This window comes from Planococcus maritimus (assembly GCF_001687625.2).
In the GTDB taxonomy this organism is placed as follows: domain Bacteria; phylum Bacillota; class Bacilli; order Bacillales_A; family Planococcaceae; genus Planococcus; species Planococcus maritimus.
On the sequence record NZ_CP016538.2, the window covers coordinates 701357 to 721494 of the forward strand.

At 48.0% G+C, this 20138-nt stretch carries 14 protein-coding genes; 12 read left to right on the plus strand and 2 right to left on the minus strand.

Annotated elements, in window-relative coordinates; genetic code table 11:
- The first annotated feature begins 1 nt into the window (after position 1).
- The 5 genes from nagA to BBI11_RS03615 all read left to right on the plus strand — a co-directional run bounded on the left by nagA (position 2) and on the right by BBI11_RS03615 (position 4671).
- Positions 2 to 1171, plus strand: a complete 1170-nt coding sequence (gene nagA / locus BBI11_RS03595; protein ID WP_068460704.1) for an N-acetylglucosamine-6-phosphate deacetylase — start codon at positions 2 to 4, stop codon at positions 1169 to 1171.
- Positions 1168 to 1908 (plus strand): glucosamine-6-phosphate deaminase, encoded by a 741-nt coding sequence (gene nagB / locus BBI11_RS03600; protein ID WP_068460706.1) that lies wholly within the window; start codon positions 1168 to 1170, stop codon positions 1906 to 1908. Before nagA ends, nagB begins: the two co-directional genes overlap by 4 nt.
- 5 nt (positions 1909 to 1913) lie before the next feature.
- Positions 1914 to 2636 (plus strand): GntR family transcriptional regulator, encoded by a 723-nt coding sequence (locus BBI11_RS03605; RefSeq protein WP_068460708.1) that lies wholly within the window; start codon positions 1914 to 1916, stop codon positions 2634 to 2636.
- 90 nt (positions 2637 to 2726) lie between these two features.
- Positions 2727 to 3461 carry an SIS domain-containing protein gene (locus tag BBI11_RS03610; protein WP_068460710.1) on the plus strand — a complete coding sequence of 245 codons (735 nt, stop codon included), beginning with the start codon at positions 2727 to 2729 and terminating at the stop codon, positions 3459 to 3461.
- A 241-nt stretch (positions 3462 to 3702) separates the two neighbouring features.
- Positions 3703 to 4671 carry an NAD(P)-dependent alcohol dehydrogenase gene (locus tag BBI11_RS03615; protein WP_068460712.1) on the plus strand — a complete coding sequence of 323 codons (969 nt, stop codon included), beginning with the start codon at positions 3703 to 3705 and terminating at the stop codon, positions 4669 to 4671.
- Between the two features lie 390 nt (positions 4672 to 5061).
- Here the strand turns inward: BBI11_RS03615 and BBI11_RS03620 are convergent, their stop codons facing one another.
- Entirely contained in the window at positions 5062 to 5568 is a 507-nt protein-coding gene (locus tag BBI11_RS03620; protein ID WP_068460714.1) for a site-2 protease family protein, read from the minus strand.
- A 276-nt stretch (positions 5569 to 5844) separates the two neighbouring features.
- On the minus strand, positions 5845 to 7572 hold the full coding sequence (gene ade, locus BBI11_RS03625; protein WP_068460716.1) for an adenine deaminase: 1728 nt from the start codon (positions 7570 to 7572) through the stop codon (positions 5845 to 5847).
- A gap of 342 nt (positions 7573 to 7914) precedes the next feature.
- On the opposite strand from ade, the gene BBI11_RS03630 reads away from it, so the two are divergent.
- The 7 genes from BBI11_RS03630 to BBI11_RS03665 all read left to right on the plus strand — a co-directional run bounded on the left by BBI11_RS03630 (position 7915) and on the right by BBI11_RS03665 (position 19750).
- Positions 7915 to 9471, plus strand: a complete 1557-nt coding sequence (locus BBI11_RS03630) for a response regulator transcription factor (protein ID WP_068460717.1) — start codon at positions 7915 to 7917, stop codon at positions 9469 to 9471.
- Complete coding sequence (locus BBI11_RS03635; RefSeq protein WP_068460719.1) at positions 9431 to 11209, plus strand: sensor histidine kinase; 1779 nt, start codon at positions 9431 to 9433, stop codon at positions 11207 to 11209. The genes BBI11_RS03630 and BBI11_RS03635 overlap by 41 nt, the downstream gene beginning before the upstream one ends.
- A 677-nt stretch (positions 11210 to 11886) precedes the next feature.
- Positions 11887 to 13185, plus strand: coding sequence for an ABC transporter substrate-binding protein (locus BBI11_RS03645; protein ID WP_068460723.1), 1299 nt, complete (start codon positions 11887 to 11889; stop codon positions 13183 to 13185).
- A 111-nt stretch (positions 13186 to 13296) separates the two neighbouring features.
- Positions 13297 to 14244 carry a carbohydrate ABC transporter permease gene (locus BBI11_RS03650; protein ID WP_068460726.1) on the plus strand — a complete coding sequence of 316 codons (948 nt, stop codon included), beginning with the start codon at positions 13297 to 13299 and terminating at the stop codon, positions 14242 to 14244.
- Positions 14241 to 15068, plus strand: coding sequence for a carbohydrate ABC transporter permease (locus BBI11_RS03655; protein WP_068460728.1), 828 nt, complete (start codon positions 14241 to 14243; stop codon positions 15066 to 15068). The genes BBI11_RS03650 and BBI11_RS03655 overlap by 4 nt, the downstream gene beginning before the upstream one ends.
- 534 nt (positions 15069 to 15602) lie before the next feature.
- On the plus strand, positions 15603 to 17813 hold the full coding sequence (locus tag BBI11_RS03660) for an alpha-galactosidase (protein WP_068460731.1): 2211 nt from the start codon (positions 15603 to 15605) through the stop codon (positions 17811 to 17813).
- 212 nt (positions 17814 to 18025) lie between these two features.
- Positions 18026 to 19750 carry a glycoside hydrolase family 35 protein gene (locus tag BBI11_RS03665; RefSeq protein ID WP_068460733.1) on the plus strand — a complete coding sequence of 575 codons (1725 nt, stop codon included), beginning with the start codon at positions 18026 to 18028 and terminating at the stop codon, positions 19748 to 19750.
- Positions 19751 to 20138 lie beyond the last annotated feature (388 nt).

Below are 20138 nucleotides of genomic sequence, written 5' to 3' on the forward strand. Positions count from 1 at the left end.
AGTGAGTCCAACAGTATTGATTTCCAATATCACCATCGCCAGTGCAGGAGCTGAAAACCGGACAGCCGATCTTTTTGTACAAGACGGCAAAATTAAAGACATCGGGCAGAATCTTTCCCAGAAAGCCGATATCGAGATTGACGGAAGCGACAAAAATTGGGTAGTGCTCCCGGGATTCATCGATGTTCATATTCACGGTGCTTCAGGGTTCGACACGATGGACGCGACACCGGAAGCATTAAATGGCTTGGCGAGTTCGCTCCCGAAAGAAGGCACGACTAGTTTTCTGGCGACGACAATGACGCAATCGGATGAGGCGATTTCGAAAGCTTTGCAAAACGCCGGCGCTTTTCAGGCAAGTGAACAGCAAGCCGAGATGCTCGGTGTGCATGTAGAAGGCCCGTTCATTTCTCCGGAAATGGCCGGGGCGCAGCCATTAGAACATATTACGCCGCCTTCTCTTGCTTTATTCGAAAAATGGCAAGAGTTAAGTGGCAAGCGTATCAAGCAAGTGACCGTTGCTCCTGAAGCAGATGGGGGCATTGAGTTTATCAAGGCGTTGTCGACAAGCGGTGTCGTGGCGTCGATCGGACATTCGAACGCCACTTTGGAGCAAGTCCAAGAAGCGATAGAAGCAGGAGCGAGTCAAGTTACGCATTTGTATAATCAAATGAGCCCGTTTCATCACCGGAGCCCGGGCGTGGTCGGGGCTGCTTTTCTGGAGAGAGCTTTGTCCGTGGAGCTGATTGCGGATTTTGTCCACAGCCATCAGCAATCGGTACGCTTAGCCTACGAACAAATCGGCGCAAGCCGCTTACTGCTCATCACAGACGCCATGCGGGCAAAAGGCCTCGCACCCGGAACTTATGATTTGGGCGGACAGGACGTACAAGTGAGTGAGCGGGATGCGCGCTTGCCAAACGGTGCGCTCGCCGGCAGCATCTTGACGATGGAAGGGGCCGTGAAGAATGTCAAAGCGGTCACGAATTGCACATGGGCAGAGCTTGCGGCGATGACTTCCGGCAATGCCGCGAGACAGCTCGGCCTTAACCATAAAGGCGTGATTGCAGACGGGAAAGATGCCGACTTGGTGATTCTGGATGAAGAGGCGAATGTCGTAATGACGATTTGCAGAGGAAATATTTCATACGCAAAGGAAGAGTTGCAATGAATATCATTACAGTCGATAATTACAGTGAAATGAGCAAGACAGCCGCACAATTGGTCGAGCAGCAAATTTCTGAAAACCATGAGGCGGTATTGGGACTGGCTACAGGGTCCACACCGCTTGGCCTTTATGAACAGATGATCAAAGGGCATAAAGAGCGGGGGATTTCGTATCAAAATGTCCAGACGCTCAATTTGGATGAATACAGGGGCCTAAGCAAAACCCATCCGAACAGTTATTATACGTTTATGTGTGAAAAATTATTTAACCAGCTCGACATCCCGTTGGAAAATGTCCATCTTCCTGACGGCATCGCCCAACCGGTGGAAGCGGAATGCCGCCGCTATGAAGCCTTATTTGACAAGATCGGGCCGCCGCATTTGCAAATACTGGGCATGGGGACGAACGGGCATATCGGCTTTAATGAACCAGGAACTCCGGAATGTAGCTTGACCCATTGCGTGAAGCTCGAAGAATCGACGCGGGCGAACAATGCACGTTTTTTCACATCAGCTGAAGAAGTGCCAACGCACGCCATTACTTTAGGCATTGCCTCGATTTTAAAAAGCGGCAAAATCCTTTTGCTGGCTTCCGGCCAAAAAAAGGCGAAAGCGGTAAAGCGCCTGCTCGACCAAGAAATCAGTGAAGCGTTTCCGGCTTCGTTTTTATGGAAGCATCCGAATGTGACATTGATTGTCGACCGGGAAGCTTATCAATTGGTTCAACAAGAAAGGCGGTGAATCTGTTGTTAGACAAGCAATCACGTGTACCGATGTATATTCAAATTGAAGATGAACTAAAGCGCCGCATGGAGCAGGGCGAGTTTCCTGTAGGAGCCGCCATTCCGTCTGAGCGCGAATTGACGGAGCTTTTCAATGTCAGCCGCATGACCGTCCGCCAGTCCATTACCAATTTGGTAAACGACGGATTGCTGTACCGGGAAAAAGGAAGAGGCACATTTGTTGCTTCGCCAAAAGTGGAGCAGCCGCTGATTGGCATGACCAGCTTTACCGAGGACATGCAGTCACGCGGTATGGTACCAGGCAATAAACTGATCCGTTTCGAGACAATTACGCCGGGCCCGGACATTGCCAAAGAGCTTCAATTAGAGGACGGGGAAAAGGTATTTTATGTAGAACGAATTCGTTATGCAGACGATAAGCCGATGGCGCTTGAAAAAACCTATCTCCCAGTTAAGTTGTTCCCACAACTCAGTCAAGAAACCTTCACCGGATCTTTGTATTCGTTGATTGAGCAAGAGCAGCAATTAAAGATCAGCCACGCAAGCCAGCGCATGGAAGCGGCACTCGTGAAACCGGAAGAAGCAGAACTGCTTCAGATCCAAGTCCCATCTGCGATTTTGCTGATAGAAAGAGCCAGTTATCTGACGAACGGGCAGCCGTTTGAAGTTGTCCGCAGCATCTACCGGGCAGACCGCTATAAATTCATTTCAGAAATTCAACGTTGACCACTGGAAACCCCTTCGATTAAAGGGGCTAATGCTAGTAGCCATGGCGAATTACATGATTCATTCGAATACACAAGGGAGCTGGAATGAATGTTAACGGCATACTTTGAAAAAATACAAGAAAAGCTCCAAGTAATTGAAGCGAGTGAAAAAGACAATATGGTTGAAGCGGCGCAGAAAATAGCTGAAGCGATCGCGCACGGCCACATCGTCCACTTATTCGGCTGCGGACATTCGCATATCTTAACGGAAGAAGTGTTTTTCCGCGCAGGCGGCCTGGTGCCCATCCGTCCGATCTTGATCGAACCGCTGATGCTCCACGAAGGCGCCGTCACGTCCTCCCAATTAGAGCGGCAGCCTGATTACGCCGCGAGCTTTCTAGCGGAAGAGGATTTCCGTCCCGGAGACGTGCTGATCATCCTATCGACCTCAGGACGCAACCCGGTGCCGGTCGATGTAGCGATGTACGCCCGTGAAAAAGGTGTCTTTTCGATCGGGCTGACGTCCCTGGAATATTCCCGGAGCCAGCCTTCCCGCCACAGCAGCGGAAACCACTTATACAACGCTGTCGATCTGGTCATCGACAATCATTCTGTCGCCGGAGACGCCGTCCTTTCTTACGACAAAGTAAAAGTTCCGTTCGGCCCGACCTCGACGGTTGTGGGAGCGACGATTTTAAACGCCATCTTCGCTGAGGCGATTAAACAGATGGCCGACCAAGGGTTCGACCCGCCCGTGTTTTTGAGCGGCAACATTGACGGCGCCGATGACCACAATCAGCGACTTGTGGAAAAGTACCGCGAGCGGATTCCTTTGTTGTCATGATGTCCCTGTGCACCACACAATTCGCGCGAGGGAAAAGGCGGTGTTGCTGGGTTTATGCCCGGTTGCGTCCCTGTGCAAGACACAATTCGCGTTAAAGCAGGAACAAGTATTGCAAAGCTAGAAGTAAGAAATGGAAGAGAACCGAATTGCCGGATTGATTATCGAATGGACAAGGGCTTGCCCACTGCAAGAGAACCGTGCAATAAAGACATGGCATATTGTAGAAAAGGGGAGAAGGCATATGAAAGCGATGGTCTGCACGCGTTACGGAACCCCGGAAACTTTGGAACTGCAGGAACTTGAAAAACCGAGGCCAAAAGCCAAAGAAATCAGCATCAAAGTCCTGGCATCTACCGTCACGGCGGGGGATTGTGAGATGCGCAGCTTTACGTTTCCCCCTTATCTACGGTTGCCGATGCGTCTGCTATTCGGTGCTCGCAAGCCGCGAATGAAAGTCTTGGGACAGGAGTTCGCGGGCATGGTGGAAGCGGTCGGGGAGAGCCAAAAACATTTCAAAATAGGCGATCGTGTAGTCGGATCGACTGGGATGAAGCTCGGCGCGAATGCTGAGTATGTCTGTCTGCCAGAGCGCTATGCGATTGTCCGCATGCCAGACGAGCTTGATTATGAACAGGCCGCCACGATTCCCACAGGTGGAATGAACGCCTTATTCTTCCTCCGGAAAGCCAATATCCAAGAGGGGCAAAAAGTATTGATCATCGGAGCGGGCGGCAGCATCGGCACGATCGCCGTGCAGCTGGCGAAACACGAAGGCGCTGAAGTGACAGCGATCGACCGGCAGGAAAAGTTGGACATGCTTTTATCGGTCGGGACGGACAAGGTCATTGATTACGAGCGTGAAGATTTTACGGCGAATGGCGAAACTTACGATGTCATTTTTGACATCGTCGGGAAAAATACATTCGCGCAAGCTAAGGGTTCATTGAAACCGACGGGCATTTACTTGATCGGCAATCCGAGTCTTAGCGAAGTCCTGCAGAAATTTAAGGGAAAAAGAAAAGGCTCGGGCAGAGTCTATGTGGGGGTAGCGGATTACAAAACCGATGATTTGCGTTATTTGGTGGAGTTGTTTGCGGCTGGACAGATGAAGGCAGTCATCGATCGCACGTATCCACTCACCGAGCTAGCTCAAGCGCATCGTTATGTGGAGAGCGGGATGAAAAAAGGGAATGTGGTTATGGTGCATTGAATGTCCCTGTGCAAGACACAATTCATTGAGGGGTGAATGTTGTTGTGACAGCTTTTTTAGATGATGTGCACTGAAAATGTCCCTGTGTAAGACACAATTCAAGCTACTGCAATATAACGCTCGACTATGGAAATCTAACCGGTTTACAGCGAATCGTTGATCAGCTAAGGCCATAATTGGATAGGTACTTTAAACGTGGTTGAAACGCAAAAAGCATGAAGCCTTCCCCTATTCTCTAAGGGAAGGCTTCATGCTTTTTTTAGTCAAATTGTGTGATGCACAGGGACGTGCGTCAATGAAAAGAAATCAAGAATGCAGTCATACCAGTATTCTCAGTCATTTTCTACGAGTAGAATTGTGCCGTGCACAGGGACAGCCACACAATACGTCTCAGTCAATCGTTCTGTTATTGGTGCTTTCGCGGAGGTTTTGATAGATGCGCAAACCATCGGATGGATAGCCCGCCAATGCGCCGGCGAAACCAGGGTAGGTAACGGGGATCGCGCTCATCAGAAATAGACAGAAATTGACCGCGGCAAATGGATAGGCATAGTAAAAGCTGCCTGTACTGCTAATAGATGCACCATAAGCTATGATTCCAGCGACTAGCGAAAACACAGGGCCGCCCATATCAATGAAGAGTCGCTGTGCGGGGGATAAGGGAGGAATATCCTTATAGTTAGAAACCAGACAGAACCCTGAAAATCCCCAACCAAGGTAAAAATGAATCTTGCGGATGCTAAATGCTAATTTATTCTTCTTATGTGGCGTGCCCAGAAAAATATTCGCCTCGCCAGATGTTGTTGATAGGATGATTGGCAAAGCGTGCCCCAGTTCATGGAGCAGGATGGAAGTGGGCAATAAAATGAAAAAGATAACGAATAGCTCGATGATCAAATAGCATTCTCCTCCGGAACGTCTTAACTATAGTGATAGTCGATTCATTTGTCATAATAGTATAAATAAATGAAATAAAAGTCAATTTTCTCTTTTATTTCCAATCAAAAAAAGCAACACAGCTCCCGAATATACAGGAGTTGCGTTGCTTTTTGTCTTGAATTGTGTGGTGCACAGGGACAGAACCAACGTCGCCCATAACAGAAACGCCGTCAAATCAAGGTTCTGGAGAGGGCGCTAACGGTTGAATTGCGCGGTGCACAGGGACACAAAGTTCTATCCTTCCCCCACGACTACTTCAATATGGCGGAAACTCGCGACATCGAACAATCCGCGGTCGGTTAGTTTTAGGTGGGGGATGACCGGCAGCGATAGGAATGACAAGGTCAGGAATGCATTGAAATGGGTCGGTGCGCCAATCTGCAACAGGCTTTTATCAATTGCCTTAAGCTGGTCGTAGACGGCGGGGAACGGTTCGTCGGACATCAATCCGGCAATCGGCAGCGGCAGGCTTGCCAGGATTTGGCCGTTTTGGACGACAGCGAGCCCGCCTTGCAGCTCGTGAAGGGCATCAATGGCTAGGAGCATGTCTTCGTCATTCGTTCCGACGACAATTACATTATGAGAATCGTGTGCAACGGTGGTGGCGATGGCGCCATTTTGAAGGCCCAGCCCTTTGACGATGCCAAGGCCGATATTGCCGGTGGCCCGGTGGCGTTCGATGACGGCGATTTTTAAATGGCCGCTCGCAGCGTCTGAAACAAAATTTCCGTCAACGACAGGGACGTCTTCGATGATATGCTCAGTGATCAATTTGTTTGGGTTGATGCCAATGACATGTGCTTTCGTATGGGTACCCATCGGAATTTCCAAATCGCTTGTCGATAAGTCGGCCACGCGCACCGTATCGCGGACAGCTGAGGTATCGCTCGCTTCTTGGACGGGGTCGGTGTAGCGGCCATCTTTCGCCGCTAATTGGCCGCCTTTATAGACTTCAGCAATCGCAAAGTCTTCCAATTGATCGAGCAGCACGAAATCTGCATCGTAGCCGGGGGCGATAGCACCTTTTCGAGACAAGCCGAAACATTGAGCGGCGTTAAGAGTTGCCATCGAAATGGCTGTGATCGGGTTGATGCCGTAGCGAATCGCTGTCCGAACATTGTAATCGACGCTGCCTTCGTCGATTAAATCGTCGAGATGCTTGTCATCTGTACAAAACAAACAACGGTGAGCGTTTTGTTCGGTGACGCCTTCAAGAAGGGCGTTCAAGTCTTTTGCGACCGAGCCTTCGCGCAGCATGACGTAAAGCCCGCGCTCAAGGCGCATCGCCATTTCTTCTTTTGTTACACATTCGTGATCTGTCAAAATGCCGGCCGTGCCGTAGACATTAATGTCGTTAGCGGTGAGGCCGGCCGCATGACCGTCAATTTGGCTGCTTAACAAAAGTTTGTCGAGCATCGCCTCGTCGCCATTGAGCACAGCCGGAAAATCCATCACTTCCGCTAGGCCGAGCACTTGGTCGCGTCCGACAAAAGGCCGCAAATCCTCAGCGGAAAGTTGGGCTCCCGCATTCTCAAAAGGCGTCGCAGGGACGCAGGACGGCAACATCATTTTAATGTCTAGCAAGGCTGACTCTGCATCTTTCAGCATAAATTCAAGTCCTGCCACTCCACTGACATTGGCAATTTCGTGCGGATCGGTAATGACGGTTGTCACCCCGTGCGGCAAAACGATTTGTGAAAATTGCTGGGGCGTTACCATTGATGATTCGATATGGACGTGGGCGTCGATCAAGCCGGGTGCGAGGAATTGGCCTCTTGCATCGACTTCCTGAATGCCTTCGTAGTTGCCAATGCCGACGATCACACCGTCACAAACCGCGACATCTCCGGTCGTTAAAGTTTTCGTGAAGACGTTGACAATCGAGGCATGGCGGATGACGAGATCTGCTTTTTTCTCTTTATTGGCTACGGCGATCCTGTTTTTCAGTTGGGCTTTTGTCATGGGGCAGCACGCTCCTTTGTCAGATTGGGTGGGGCATGGATACATAGTTTTGCTCTATTCTACAGTGTAATGTCCCTGTGCACCACACAATTCGAACGGCGTAAACCGCAGCCATACTAGCAGGGCCCCAGAAAAAGTCCCTGTGCAGCACACAATTCAACTCTTGCCTATTATATAGACAAAACCTGGGAACTATCCCAATCTGCCTAAAAGGTGGTAACATATCAACAAGAAAAAGAATTCAGAGAATTGCCGCGGAAATAGATGAACGGGTGTGCCGATGACAGTGAACCGGGGAAAGGGTTTGATTGTGCCGCCGTTTTTGAAGAAGGGGGTAACATCGTGGGAGAAGTATGCAAAGTGTTGATTGTCGACGATGAGATGTTGATCAGGCAAGGAATCATCAATTATATTGCTTGGGAACAAGAGGGATTTCACATTGTCGGGGAAGCTTCCAATGGCAAAGAAGCGATGAAAATGATTGGAGAATTTACACCGCATATCGTCATTACGGATATTGTGATGCCGATTATGGACGGTATTGATTTGGTTAAGGAAGGAAAGCTTGAATTTCCGGATACTGAATTTATTGTACTAAGCAGTTTCGAAGACTTCGATTACGTCCGCTCAATGTTCCAGAACGGGGTGGCGGATTATATCCTGAAGCCGAAGCTGAATGGCCCTGAACTATTAAAAATCTTAAACCGGGTAGTTAGCGGAATTCCAGAATTGAAGCATTGTGTAATGGCCGCACAAACGGAGCCTACAACAGAAGAGTTAATAGAGAATGTGATTCAAGGTTATCGCGTGCCTTCCGAATACCCTGAACTAACTGAGGTTTTGCCGAACAGCCAATTCGTGTTAGTGGCAGTCCGTGGGGACGGTGTCGACCTGGTCCAAGTGAAAAGGGCCCTGGATCACTCCATTCTCGAAGATCTGCCAACTTTTGCTTTGAATTCGAGCGACGCGGAGGCACTGATATTATTTAATTTTGAACCGCTTCAATTGGAATCCATTAAACAAGCCGTCAAGCAGGCAGCTGAGTCGTCAGATGCCAAATGGATCATGTGCGAACCAGTTGCTGATCTCGCCGACTTGAAAAAAGCGCACGATGAAGGCTGTGCGAAGATGAAGAAATATGAGTTTTATTTGCCGGAACATCAGCTGTTCATCTTCAGTGAATGGCCGTTGGAAAACGAAAAGCAAGCTCATTTCGATTTGAACCATTTTATCGAGATGTTCAAGGACCGGCTATTCAATGCGGCGTTTATTTACCTGGAAAACCATGTCGACTATTTAGCAGGGCGCTACAATAATGACAGCTTTGAGTTTAAATCGTTTTTAGGCAATATTGTCTTCAACATCGTCGTCCTATTAGATGCCATGAAATACGATACCCAAGAGCTCGAGCAGAAAAAATACAATTATTTCTCGGCGATCAATGAAGCAGCCGATGTCAATGAAGTCCGTGGGTTGCTCGACACTTTTCTTAAAGAAGTAAAGGAAATCATTCATTTAGGGGACAAAGCGAATGAATTCAATAACCTCGATAAGATTCTTGAGTATATTGAACTTCATTACACCGAGCCGTTGCGCTTATCGGAAATCGCCAACCATTTCCATTTCAATGCATCATATCTATCCTCGTATTTCAGTACACATCATAAAGAAGGCTTCAGTGAATACTTGAACCGCGTGCGCATCAAAAAATCGATGGAGCTATTGGCAAACAGCACGGTGTCCATCTCCAATATTAGCGGCATGGTCGGCTATTCAGAGCACAGCTATTATTGCAAAGTGTTCAAGCGCATTACTGGCATGTCTCCAGGCACTTATCGAAAGGAGCTTCGAGCCGGCCATGAAACTGAAGAAAAAAACCTTTCGCATCTTAAGAAATAACAGCTTATTCATCAAAATGTTCTTGATCATGGTCATCAGCATCGTGGCCGTTTCTGTATTGATCACGTTCAGTTCGATCCGCATGTCATCCGATTTGTTTATGGACACTTTCAGTATTTCGAACACGAGAGCTTTGGAACAAATTGAGACGGAATTCGAAGACTATAGCTTCGCGATTGTAGCGGCGGCAAATGAAGTGCAAAACAACGGCACCATCAAACGGGTGCTGACGCAAACAAACGCCACGACCTTGGAAACGTACAGCTCTTACCACGACATCAGTGAACAGATTGAGCGCATTTACCGGACCGTTGAGTCGTACGATGCCAATATGATTGTGCTTGGCAATAATGAGCTTTTGTATAATGTGAATTATTCGAACTGGCCGGTATCGTGGGAAGCATTGCGCAATCACCCAATCTCTCAATATACGATCAATCGGCCGAACCGGCTATTGTACCAATACTTGCCCTCTACTTCGTTTACGGAAGAACCAATGATTGTTGCGACAAAAACATTGATGGAGAGATCGACTGGTGAAATTTACGGGGTCTTGTATTTTCCGATTCGTGAAGCACAGCTAAAGCAATTTTACGAAGGTTACACGAGCGAAGAAAACGAAGTCATGCTAGTCGATGCAGCAGGGAAAATTGTCTCCGGCAATCAAGAAGAAATGATTGGGCAGGATGCGCCGGAATTGATGGCTTTGGCAAAAGAAGTGGATGAGGAGGGGCTGGAGTACAAAGATGTCGAAGTGTTTGGCACAGATTACATGCTGATGGCGCAATACTTGCCAACTTATAATATGTATTTAGTCAACCTCGTTGACAAAGATGCGGTATTGGCCAATCTTATCAATACGAGGGAAATCATGCTCATCAGTCTCGGTATTGTGTTGTTGGCGGTCATTGTCGTATTCATCATTTCTCGGCGCATGACCAACTCGATCAGTCGCTTAGTCAAGCAAATTTCGACCATGGCAAAGCACGATTTCAACGTGCCGGTCGCTGAAACTGGCGGCTACGAAGCGAAGAAAATCGCGAATGCGTTTAACTCCATGTTGAATGAATTACAAGAATACGTCGATTTGGCGATACAGGCGCAGCAAAAACAGCGTAGTGCCGAATTGATGGCGCTGCAGCATCAGATCAACCCACATTTTATCTACAATACTTTGGCGTCAATTAAGTTTATGATCCAACAAGGTAAAAAAGAGCAAGCGACCGACATGATCCATGCCCTGATCGCGCTGTTGCAAAATGCCCTCAGCAATGTTGAGCAGACGATCACCGTTGAGCAGGAAATAGCGGATTTGAAAAACTATGTACTAATCAATCAGTCGCGTTATGGCGATGGCATCAAAGTTAATTTCTTTATTTCGCCGGACTGCCTGGATGGCCAATTGCCGAAACTGATTTTGCAGCCGTTTATCGAAAATGCATTTTTCCATGCATTCAATGAGAAAAAACAAGGCTTCGTGCAAATCTTGGTGTCCCAAAAAGGTGATCATTTATTGTGCGAAATCGTCGATAACGGCGATGGCATGGAAATTAAAGGTGACCATACGAAAGAAGATATCAAAGAAAAACGCCATCTGTTCAGCGGAATTGGCATCCGCAATGTCCACGAACGCATCCAGATGCTTTACGGTGAACAATACGGCGTAGACATCTCAAGCGTGAAAGGCGAAGGCACCAAAGTCAAAGTGGAATTGCCGCTTCAGAAAGTCATGGTGTAAGTTGAATGGATTTTTTAGATTTCTTTATAAGCGATATTCCACAAAACAGCTGAAAAGCTTTGCTCAACTCTCTCTGCGATCGAGCATCGCAAACGAATTGGCTCAGCTCCGCTTCACTAATTCGCTTCCTGGGGGCTTGCGCTGAACTAATTCGGGCTAAACGCCCGAATGGATTTCAGCACTTCGTCGAAACGGAGTTGGAAAGCCACCTCCGTTTCTGCTCCCCAAGGAGTCTGCGCTATTTTGCTACATATCTATTCAATAGTTCATCCGAAAGAGCGGAAGGTGGCGAAGAGCAAAGAGGTGCTCCTACATCGCTGCGCTGCTGCGTCGCAAACGAATCCTGCCAAGCACGATTCGCTTCCTGCGGAAATAGCACGAGCTGAAGACCCTGGACTGAGCGTAAGCGAGGGAAGCGGCTGAAGCCGTGTCCGCGGAAAGCGCCCACCTGAAGCGATTTTAAAATTCTATTTTTCTATCTCTGATTTATTTGTTCACCAAATGCCAACGAAATTCCAAGAACCTAATCATATTACAAGGAATCAGAGAGAAAATTGAAATATCTAAAAATTTTCGGATAGAATACCTAAAGATTGTGCTAACAATCTTTTTTTTTTGGCCGTTATACTGGCTACAAGGCGAAAAAGTTAAGCGCTTACAAAAAGGGGGATTTCATAATGAAGAAGTTTAATCTGATGTTTGTAGCGGCAGCCAGCATGGTCGCTTTGGCAGCTTGTTCTTCCGGAGATGAAGAGGCAAGTGGGGGAAGCGGTTCAGAGGGATCAACAGAAGTAGATGAAATTACAGCTTGGGCATGGGACCCAGCCTTCAATATTGCGGCTCTTGAAAACGCCAAAGAAGCATACAATGGCGACGGCGATTACGAAGTCAACGTCATTGAAAACGCACAAGATGATATTATTCAAAAACTCAACACGGGGCTTAGTTCAGGGACAACAAATGGCATGCCAAATATTGTCTTGATCGAAGATTACCGTGCGCAAAGTTTCTTGCAAGCATACCCGGATGCCTTCCATCCATTGACGGATGTTATTAATGCGGACGACTTTGCAGATTATAAAACGGCGACGACGAGCTATGACGGGGAGCAATACGGATTGCCGTTTGACTCAGGCGTAGCAGCACTATATGTACGAACGGATTATTTGGAAGAAGCCGGCTACTCGGTTGAAGACGTAACGGATATCACTTGGCAGGAATACATCGAAATCGGCAAAGATGTTAAAGAAGCAACAGGCAAAAATATGCTGACTTTGGATCCAAACGATTTGGCACAAGTGCGCATGATGATCCAGACGAATGGCTCTTGGTACGTGGAAGAAGATGGTTCGACACCGAACATTGCCGGAAACGAAACGCTTGAAGCTGGTTTTGAAACATATAAAGAAATGATGGATGCGGACATCGCAAAAATCGTCTCAGACTGGAGCCAATTTGTAGGCGCTTTCAACAGTGGCGATGTCGCTAGTGTGCCAACAGGCAACTGGATCACGCCAAGCGTTAAACAAGCCGCTGATCAATCCGGCAACTGGGCAGTCGTTCCAATGCCACGCCTGGATATGGATGGCGCAGTGAATGCCTCGAACCTAGGCGGCAGCTCGTGGTACGTACTGAACGTAGACGGCAAGGAGCAAGCAGCCGATTTCCTCTTGAATACATTCGGGTCTAATCCTGATTTGTATCAAACACTTGTAAAAGACATTGGCGCACTTGGAACGTATTCACCAGCAGCTGAAGGAGATGCATACGCAGTAGAAGATGAATTCTTCGGCGGGCAGCAGCTCATCACCGATCTTTCTGCATGGACAGACGAAATTCCAGCTGTTAATTACGGTCTTCACACCTATGCGATCGAAGACATCCTGGTCACTGGCATGCAAGATTATTTGAACGGCGCAGAACTGGATACGGTACTTGAAAATGTCCAAGGACAAGCTGAAGCACAACTCAAATAATTGATTGGAAATTCATGAAGCCTTGAGTTGACGCCGACGAACTGGTAGAAGTGCTTTATCACTTACCAGTTGGGCACAACTCAAGGTTTTTCTATAGGAGGGATGAGGAACATGAGCCAGCTAGGAACAAAAAAAGCCGAGGTGGATCTCCCGGTTCGGACTAAATACGAAGAAAGCAGGCGCCAGAAAACCGGTGTCTTTTTCAAGAAAAAAGTAGGTTGGCTGTTTATCATTGTCTCGATACTCGCCATCACCATCTTCAACTTTTACCCAATGGTTCAAGCGTTCCTGCTCTCTTTTCAGTCCGGGATGGGCGCGAACCTGGAATATGTCGGACTCGATAACTGGCGGCGATTGTTCGGCGACCCGACCTTTATCGCCGCGCTGACCAACACAACGATTTACTTGCTGATTCAAGTGCCGTTGATGATCGTCTTGGCGTTGTTCTTTTCCGTGTTATTGAATGACCCGAAATTGAAATTCAAAAGCTTTTTCAGAATTGCGATCTTCTTGCCTTGTGTGACGTCGCTCGTTGCCTATTCGGTCGTTTTTAAATACTTATTCGGCATCGATGGCATCATCAACCAATTCCTGCTCAATGTTGGTTTGATTCCGCAAACGATTAATTTCTTGGCCGATCCGCTTTGGGCGAAAGTGGTTATCATTTTGGCCATTACGTGGAGATGGACGGGGTATAACATGATTTTCTATTTGGCGGCATTGCAAAATGTCGACAAATCGATTTACGAAGCTGCCCGAATCGACGGAGCCAGCTCGTTCCAGCAGTTTTTCCAAATCACGGTCCCGATGCTCAAGCCAATCATTTTGTTCACCTCGATTACTTCAACGATTGGTACGTTGCAGATCTTTGATGAAATCGTCAATATCACGAACGGCGGCCCGGGGAACGCGACCATTTCAATTTCGCAGTATATTTACAATTTGTCTTTTGAATACACGCCTGACTTCGGTTACGCGTCAACCGTTTCCTACGTCATCGTAATTTTAGTAGTAATTCTTTCAATTATTCAATTCAGAGTGGCGGGTGAGAAAAAATGAACAGTTTCAAACGAATTTTCATCTATACATTTCTCAGTGTCGCAGCGATTGTTTCGATTTTTCCGTTCCTGTGGATGCTCGTCAGCATCACCAATAAATCGGTTGATGTCACCCAAGGGCGCTTGCTTCCCGGAACGCATTTGATTGAAAACTTTAAAACCCTTTTCGCAACAGTGGATATTGTGCCAGCTTTGATCAATTCATCCATCATCGCAATCATCACGACGTTCTTGACGCTGTTATTGGCGTCACTTGCCGGTTACGGCTTTGAAATTCACCGCAGCAAAGGAAAAGACATTGTCTTCACTATTTTGTTGTTATCGATGATGATTCCGTTTGCAGCGATCATGATTCCGCTGTACCGCATGTTTGGCAGCATCAGTGAAACGGCACCGCTCATCGGGATTGACTCACTTGGAGCGGTCATTTTGCCAACAGCGACGACGGCGTTCTTCATTTTCTTCTTCCGCCAGAACACGAAGATGTTTCCGAAAGATTTGGTGGAAGCGGGACGCATCGACGGCTTAAGTGAAATCGGCGTGTTTTTCCGCATCTATATGCCGACAATGAAAACGACATACGCAGCTGCAGCAATTATTGCCTTCATGAATAGCTGGAATAACTATCTCTGGCCATTGGTCATTTTGCAGTCACCGGAAAAACGGACGATTCCGCTGTTGATTTCGAATCTCGGCTCGAGCTATTCGCCGGATTACGGAGTCATCATGTCAGCGATCGTCATCGCCACATTGCCGACAGCGCTTGTGTTCTTCCTCATGCAGAAGCACTTTGTTGCGGGAATGATGGGCTCGGTTAAGGGTTGAATGAAATTCAGCTTTACGTGTTGTCAATAAGTTCCAGAAAATCGTATTCTCCGAAGCTTATCGCTCGCTTTCCGTGGGCTCGCGCCCAAGCCTCCTCAGCCGCTGTGCGCCTTGCGGGGTCTCGGTCGTCTCGCTGATCCACTGGAGTCGAGCGAACGCTTCTCCAAATACTCAGCTAGCACATTGATCTTTGAATGCTCAAATAGGAATTATATTTTTCATTCATAGAGGATTGTGGACTTTTTCAATACTCTAAAAAGTCAATGTCACTAGTTAATGACGTGTTTCCTTAAACGCCGCTTCGGCCGCTTGGGGCATGGCTCCCGCAAGAAGCCAGGAAAACCACCTGTCTTCTTGCTTCGCCTAGCCCGTGGACGCGTCGGCGCTAATGAATGCATAAAAAAAACTCTACTTTTCAACTACTGCTAATTCGAATATGGAGTAAAACAACGTAGACGCCCGCGGCATGCGAAGCTAGGTTGCGGAATATCGTCACTGCAAAACTATTAACTTAGCTGATACGGGAGGTAAATTGTGCCGATTTTATATAACGACGCCACACGTGAGTTTCATCTGCAAACAGACAAGACTAGCTATATTTTCAATATCTTGAAAAATGAACAGCTCGGCCAGTTGTATTACGGCAAAAAACTGCGCCACCGGGACTCGTTTGAGCGCTTATTCCATATCGAGGAAATGCCGAATACCGCTTGCGTTTACGAAGGAGATTTGGAGTTTTCGCTCGATATTCTCAAGCAGGAATACCCGGCGTATGGGACGACGGATTTCCGTGAGCCGGCATATCAGATTTTGCAACAAAGCGGCAGCCGCATCACGAACTTCGTCTATCAACATCACACCATCCATCAAGGGAAAAACAAGCTCGCCGGCTTGCCCGCGACGTATGTCGAGCATGACGAAGAAGCGACGACCTTGGAGATTTCGTTATACGACGAAGCGATCGATGTGGAAATCCAGCTGTCTTATAGCGTTTTTGAACAACTGAACGCCATCACACGCTCTGCCCGCTTTATCAATCACGGTCGAGAAGACATCGATTTGACGAGAGCGATGAGTGCCAGCATCGATTTGCCAGATTCGGATTTCGAAATGGTCCAGTTGTCCGGTGCATGGGTCAGAGAGCGTCATATCCACAACCGCAAATTGGTGCCAGGCCTTCAAAGCATCAGCAGCACAAGAGGCACGAGCAGTGCCCAGCAAAATCCGTTCCTTGCGCTGAAACGCCCGTCGACGACCGAACATCACGGCGACGTGTACGGCGTGAGTTTGGTCTACAGCGGCAATTTCCTGGCGCAAGTGGAAGTCGACCATTACGACGTGACCCGTTTGATGGTCGGCATTAACCCATTTGATTTCAATTGGCTATTGGAAAGCGGCGAAAGTTTCCAGACGCCGGAAGCGGTGATGGTGTATTCGGCGGATGGCTTGAACGAGATGAGCCAGACCTATCACAAGCTGTACCGTAGCCGTTTGGCGCGCGGAACGTGGCGCGACCGGGAACGCCCGGTGTTGATCAACAACTGGGAAGCGACGTATTTTGATTTCGACGAAACGAAAATCTTGGGGCTCGCGAAGTCTTCCAAGGAATTGGGCGTGGAGCTGTTCGTCTTAGATGACGGCTGGTTCGGCAAGCGCGATGCGGATACGACGTCTCTTGGCGATTGGTTTGAAGACAAGCGCAAATTGCCGAACGGTATCAGCCAATTGGCGAAAAACATTGTCGATTTGGGAATGAAATTCGGTTTGTGGTTCGAACCGGAAATGGTGTCGAAAGTAAGTGAATTGTACAAAGCGCATCCGGACTGGATCATCCATGTGCCGAATCGCAAAAGCTCGCACGGCCGCAATCAACTCGTATTGGATTTCTCGCGTCAGGAAGTGGTGGACTATATCCACGGCCTAGTAGCCGGGATACTGCGCGATGCGCCGATTTCTTATGTGAAATGGGACATGAACCGCTATATGACTGAAATCGGCTCATTGGAATTGCCGTCGAACCGCCAGCGGGAAGTCGTACATCGCTATATCCTCGGCGTCTATTCCTTGTACGAACGATTGACGTCGGAATTTCCTGATGTTTTGTTCGAATCTTGTGCAGGTGGCGGAAGCCGTTTCGACCCAGGCATGCTCTATTACGCGCCGCAAGGGTGGACGAGTGATGACACCGATGCCGTCGAACGTTTGAAGATCCAATACGGAACGTCAATGGTCTACCCAATCAGCTCGATTGGCGCGCACGTGTCAGCTGTGCCGAATCATCAAGTAGGACGCATCACGAGCTTGAAGACGCGGGCAGAAGTCGCGTATTTCGGCGCATTCGGCTACGAGCTTGATGTAACGAAAATGGACGATGAAGAAAAAGCCATCGTTACCGCGCAAATCGCTTTCTACAAAGAGAACCGTTCGCTCATTCAACAAGGGCAATTTTACCGGCTGGCCAGCCCGTTCGCAGATGACGGCAACGTGACCAGTTGGATGGTCGTGTCAGAAGACCAGAGCGAAGCGATATTCGGCTATTACCAAGTTCTGGCCAAACCGAACCCAGGATATGCACGCGCATTCTTCAAAGGGCTCCACCCCGAATTCGAATACGCCATCGACGGGATCGACGATACGTTTTACGGGGATGAATTGATGGGAGCAGGCGTGCAGCTCAATCGCTACCGCCATGAGAAACATCCGAGTGATTTCTCTTCTATTATTTATAAATTAACGCGAATTTAAGTAAGGTGTTTTAGTAATTAAGTGCTTGGCATTTCGTCGCGCAACTCCTTGACGTGTCATGAACGGATAATTTTAACGAAAAATGACTTTACTTAAATTGTTTTCATCTTAGGCATGGAGCAAAAAAGCGAAGACTCCCGCCGGAAAGCGTAGCTTTTTTGCGTAATGCCGGCCACACAATAATATTTTCACCATACATAGGAGGCGTCGATGTGCTGACTGCTAAAAATGGATCGTTTTATTTTGAAGGAGAGCCGTTCCAAATATTGTCAGGCGGCATGCATTATTTTCGCACCGTGCCGGAACAATGGGAAGATCGCTTGCAGAAATTAAAAGCGCTCGGGCTGAATACAGTTGAAACCTATATTCCGTGGAATTTCCATGAACCGAAAAAAGGTCACTTCGACTTTTCCGGAATGGCGGATATCGAAGGGTTTATCGAGCTGGCACATCGCTTGGGGCTGTATGTCATCTTGCGCCCGGCGCCGTATATTTGCGCAGAGTGGGAAATGGGCGGCTTGCCGTCTTGGCTAATGAAAGACAAAAACTTGGTTCTGCGAAGCAGCGATCCGGCTTTTCTTGGCCATGTGGAAGATTATTTTGCGGAGTTGCTGCCGAAATTCAAGAAGCACCTCTACCAAAACGGCGGACCGGTCATCGCCATGCAGATCGAAAACGAATACGGCGCATACGGCAACGATTTGGCATACCTTGATTTCTTTAAAGCACAATACGAACAGCATGGGCTCGATACCTTCTTGTTCACCTCAGATGGCCCGGACTTTATCACACAAGGCTCGATGCCGGATGTCACAACGACCTTGAACTTCGGGTCACGCGTGGATGAATCGTTCGATGCGCTTGAAGCTTTCAAATCGGATTCGCCGAAAATGGTGGCCGAGTTTTGGATCGGTTGGTTTGATTATTGGTCAGGAGAGCATACCGTACGGAGTGGGGAAGACGTCGCTTCCGTGTTCAAGGAAATCATGGAAAAGAATATTTCCGTTAATTTCTATATGTTCCATGGCGGCACGAACTTTGGCTTCATGAACGGCGCCAATCATTACGATATCTACTACCCGACGATCACCAGCTACGATTACGACAGCTTGCTGACAGAGGGCGGAGCGATCACCGAGAAATACAAGGCGGTCAAAAAAGTCTTGAGCGAGTATCGGGAAGTACCAGCCGATTTCGAGGAGAGCGTCTCTACGAAAGCGTATGGAACGGTCACGCTGACCGAAACGGCTAGCTTGTTCGATGTGTTGGAAACGATCAGCGACAAGGTCGAGCATATTGTGCCACTGTCAATGGAAGAAATCGGCCAGGCTTACGGCTACACGCTGTACCGCACGACCGTTAACCGGCGGGGCGAGTTGAAAGTCAGTTCCAAAGACATCCGCGATCGTGGCTATATTTACATCAACGGTTGCCATGTGGCAACGACTTATATCAACGACGATGAAAAAATGCTGACACTCGATTTCCCTGAAGCGGTGAACACGCTCGAGATTCTCGTGGAAAACATGGGGCGCGCTAATTACGGAGAGCATTTGACCGACCCGAAAGGCTTGGTTAACAATTTATGGCTCGGCGAACAGTATTTCTTCCATTGGGAGATGTTTAAAGTGGAACTCGAACACTTGCCAAAAAACTATGGCACAGAGCAGGACGTACGCTTCCCAAAATTCTTCCGTGGCTCGTTTGATGCCGAAGAAGGCTTGGATACGTATGTCGACACGCACGGATTCACAAAAGGCAATGTCTTCATCAACGGCTTTAACCTCGGCCGCTACTGGAATACCGCCGGTCCGCAGCAACGCCTATACTTGCCGGGCCCATTATTGAAAAAACAACACAACGAAATCGTCGTACTGGAACTGGAACATACAACGACGGATCAAATCCAATTGCTGGATCAGCCGAAGCTTGACTGAAAACTAATGCTAAGAAGATGTTGTCCGTTTTTCGCTAATTTAAAAGATATGGAGCGAAACAGCGTAGAAAACCGTACTGCTCAATAATGCTGCGCATTACATCGCAAAAGAAACTGCTCCCACAGTGCTGTGCACTGCGTCGCAAAGGATTGACCTTGCAAGCTTCGGTCAACACCTTTCCCGCGGGAAAGCGAAGTGCCGAAATCCACTTGGGCATCTAAGCCCAAGTTAGTTCGGCGCAAGCCCGCAGGAAATGAATAAGCGAAGGGAAGCTGAGTTTATTCATTTGCGATGCTCGAACATAGTGAGAGTTGAGCAAAGTGTTTTAAGAAGCTGTTTTGCGGAATATCGATGGTGAAAATTCTCGATTCAACATACATAGAAGGGA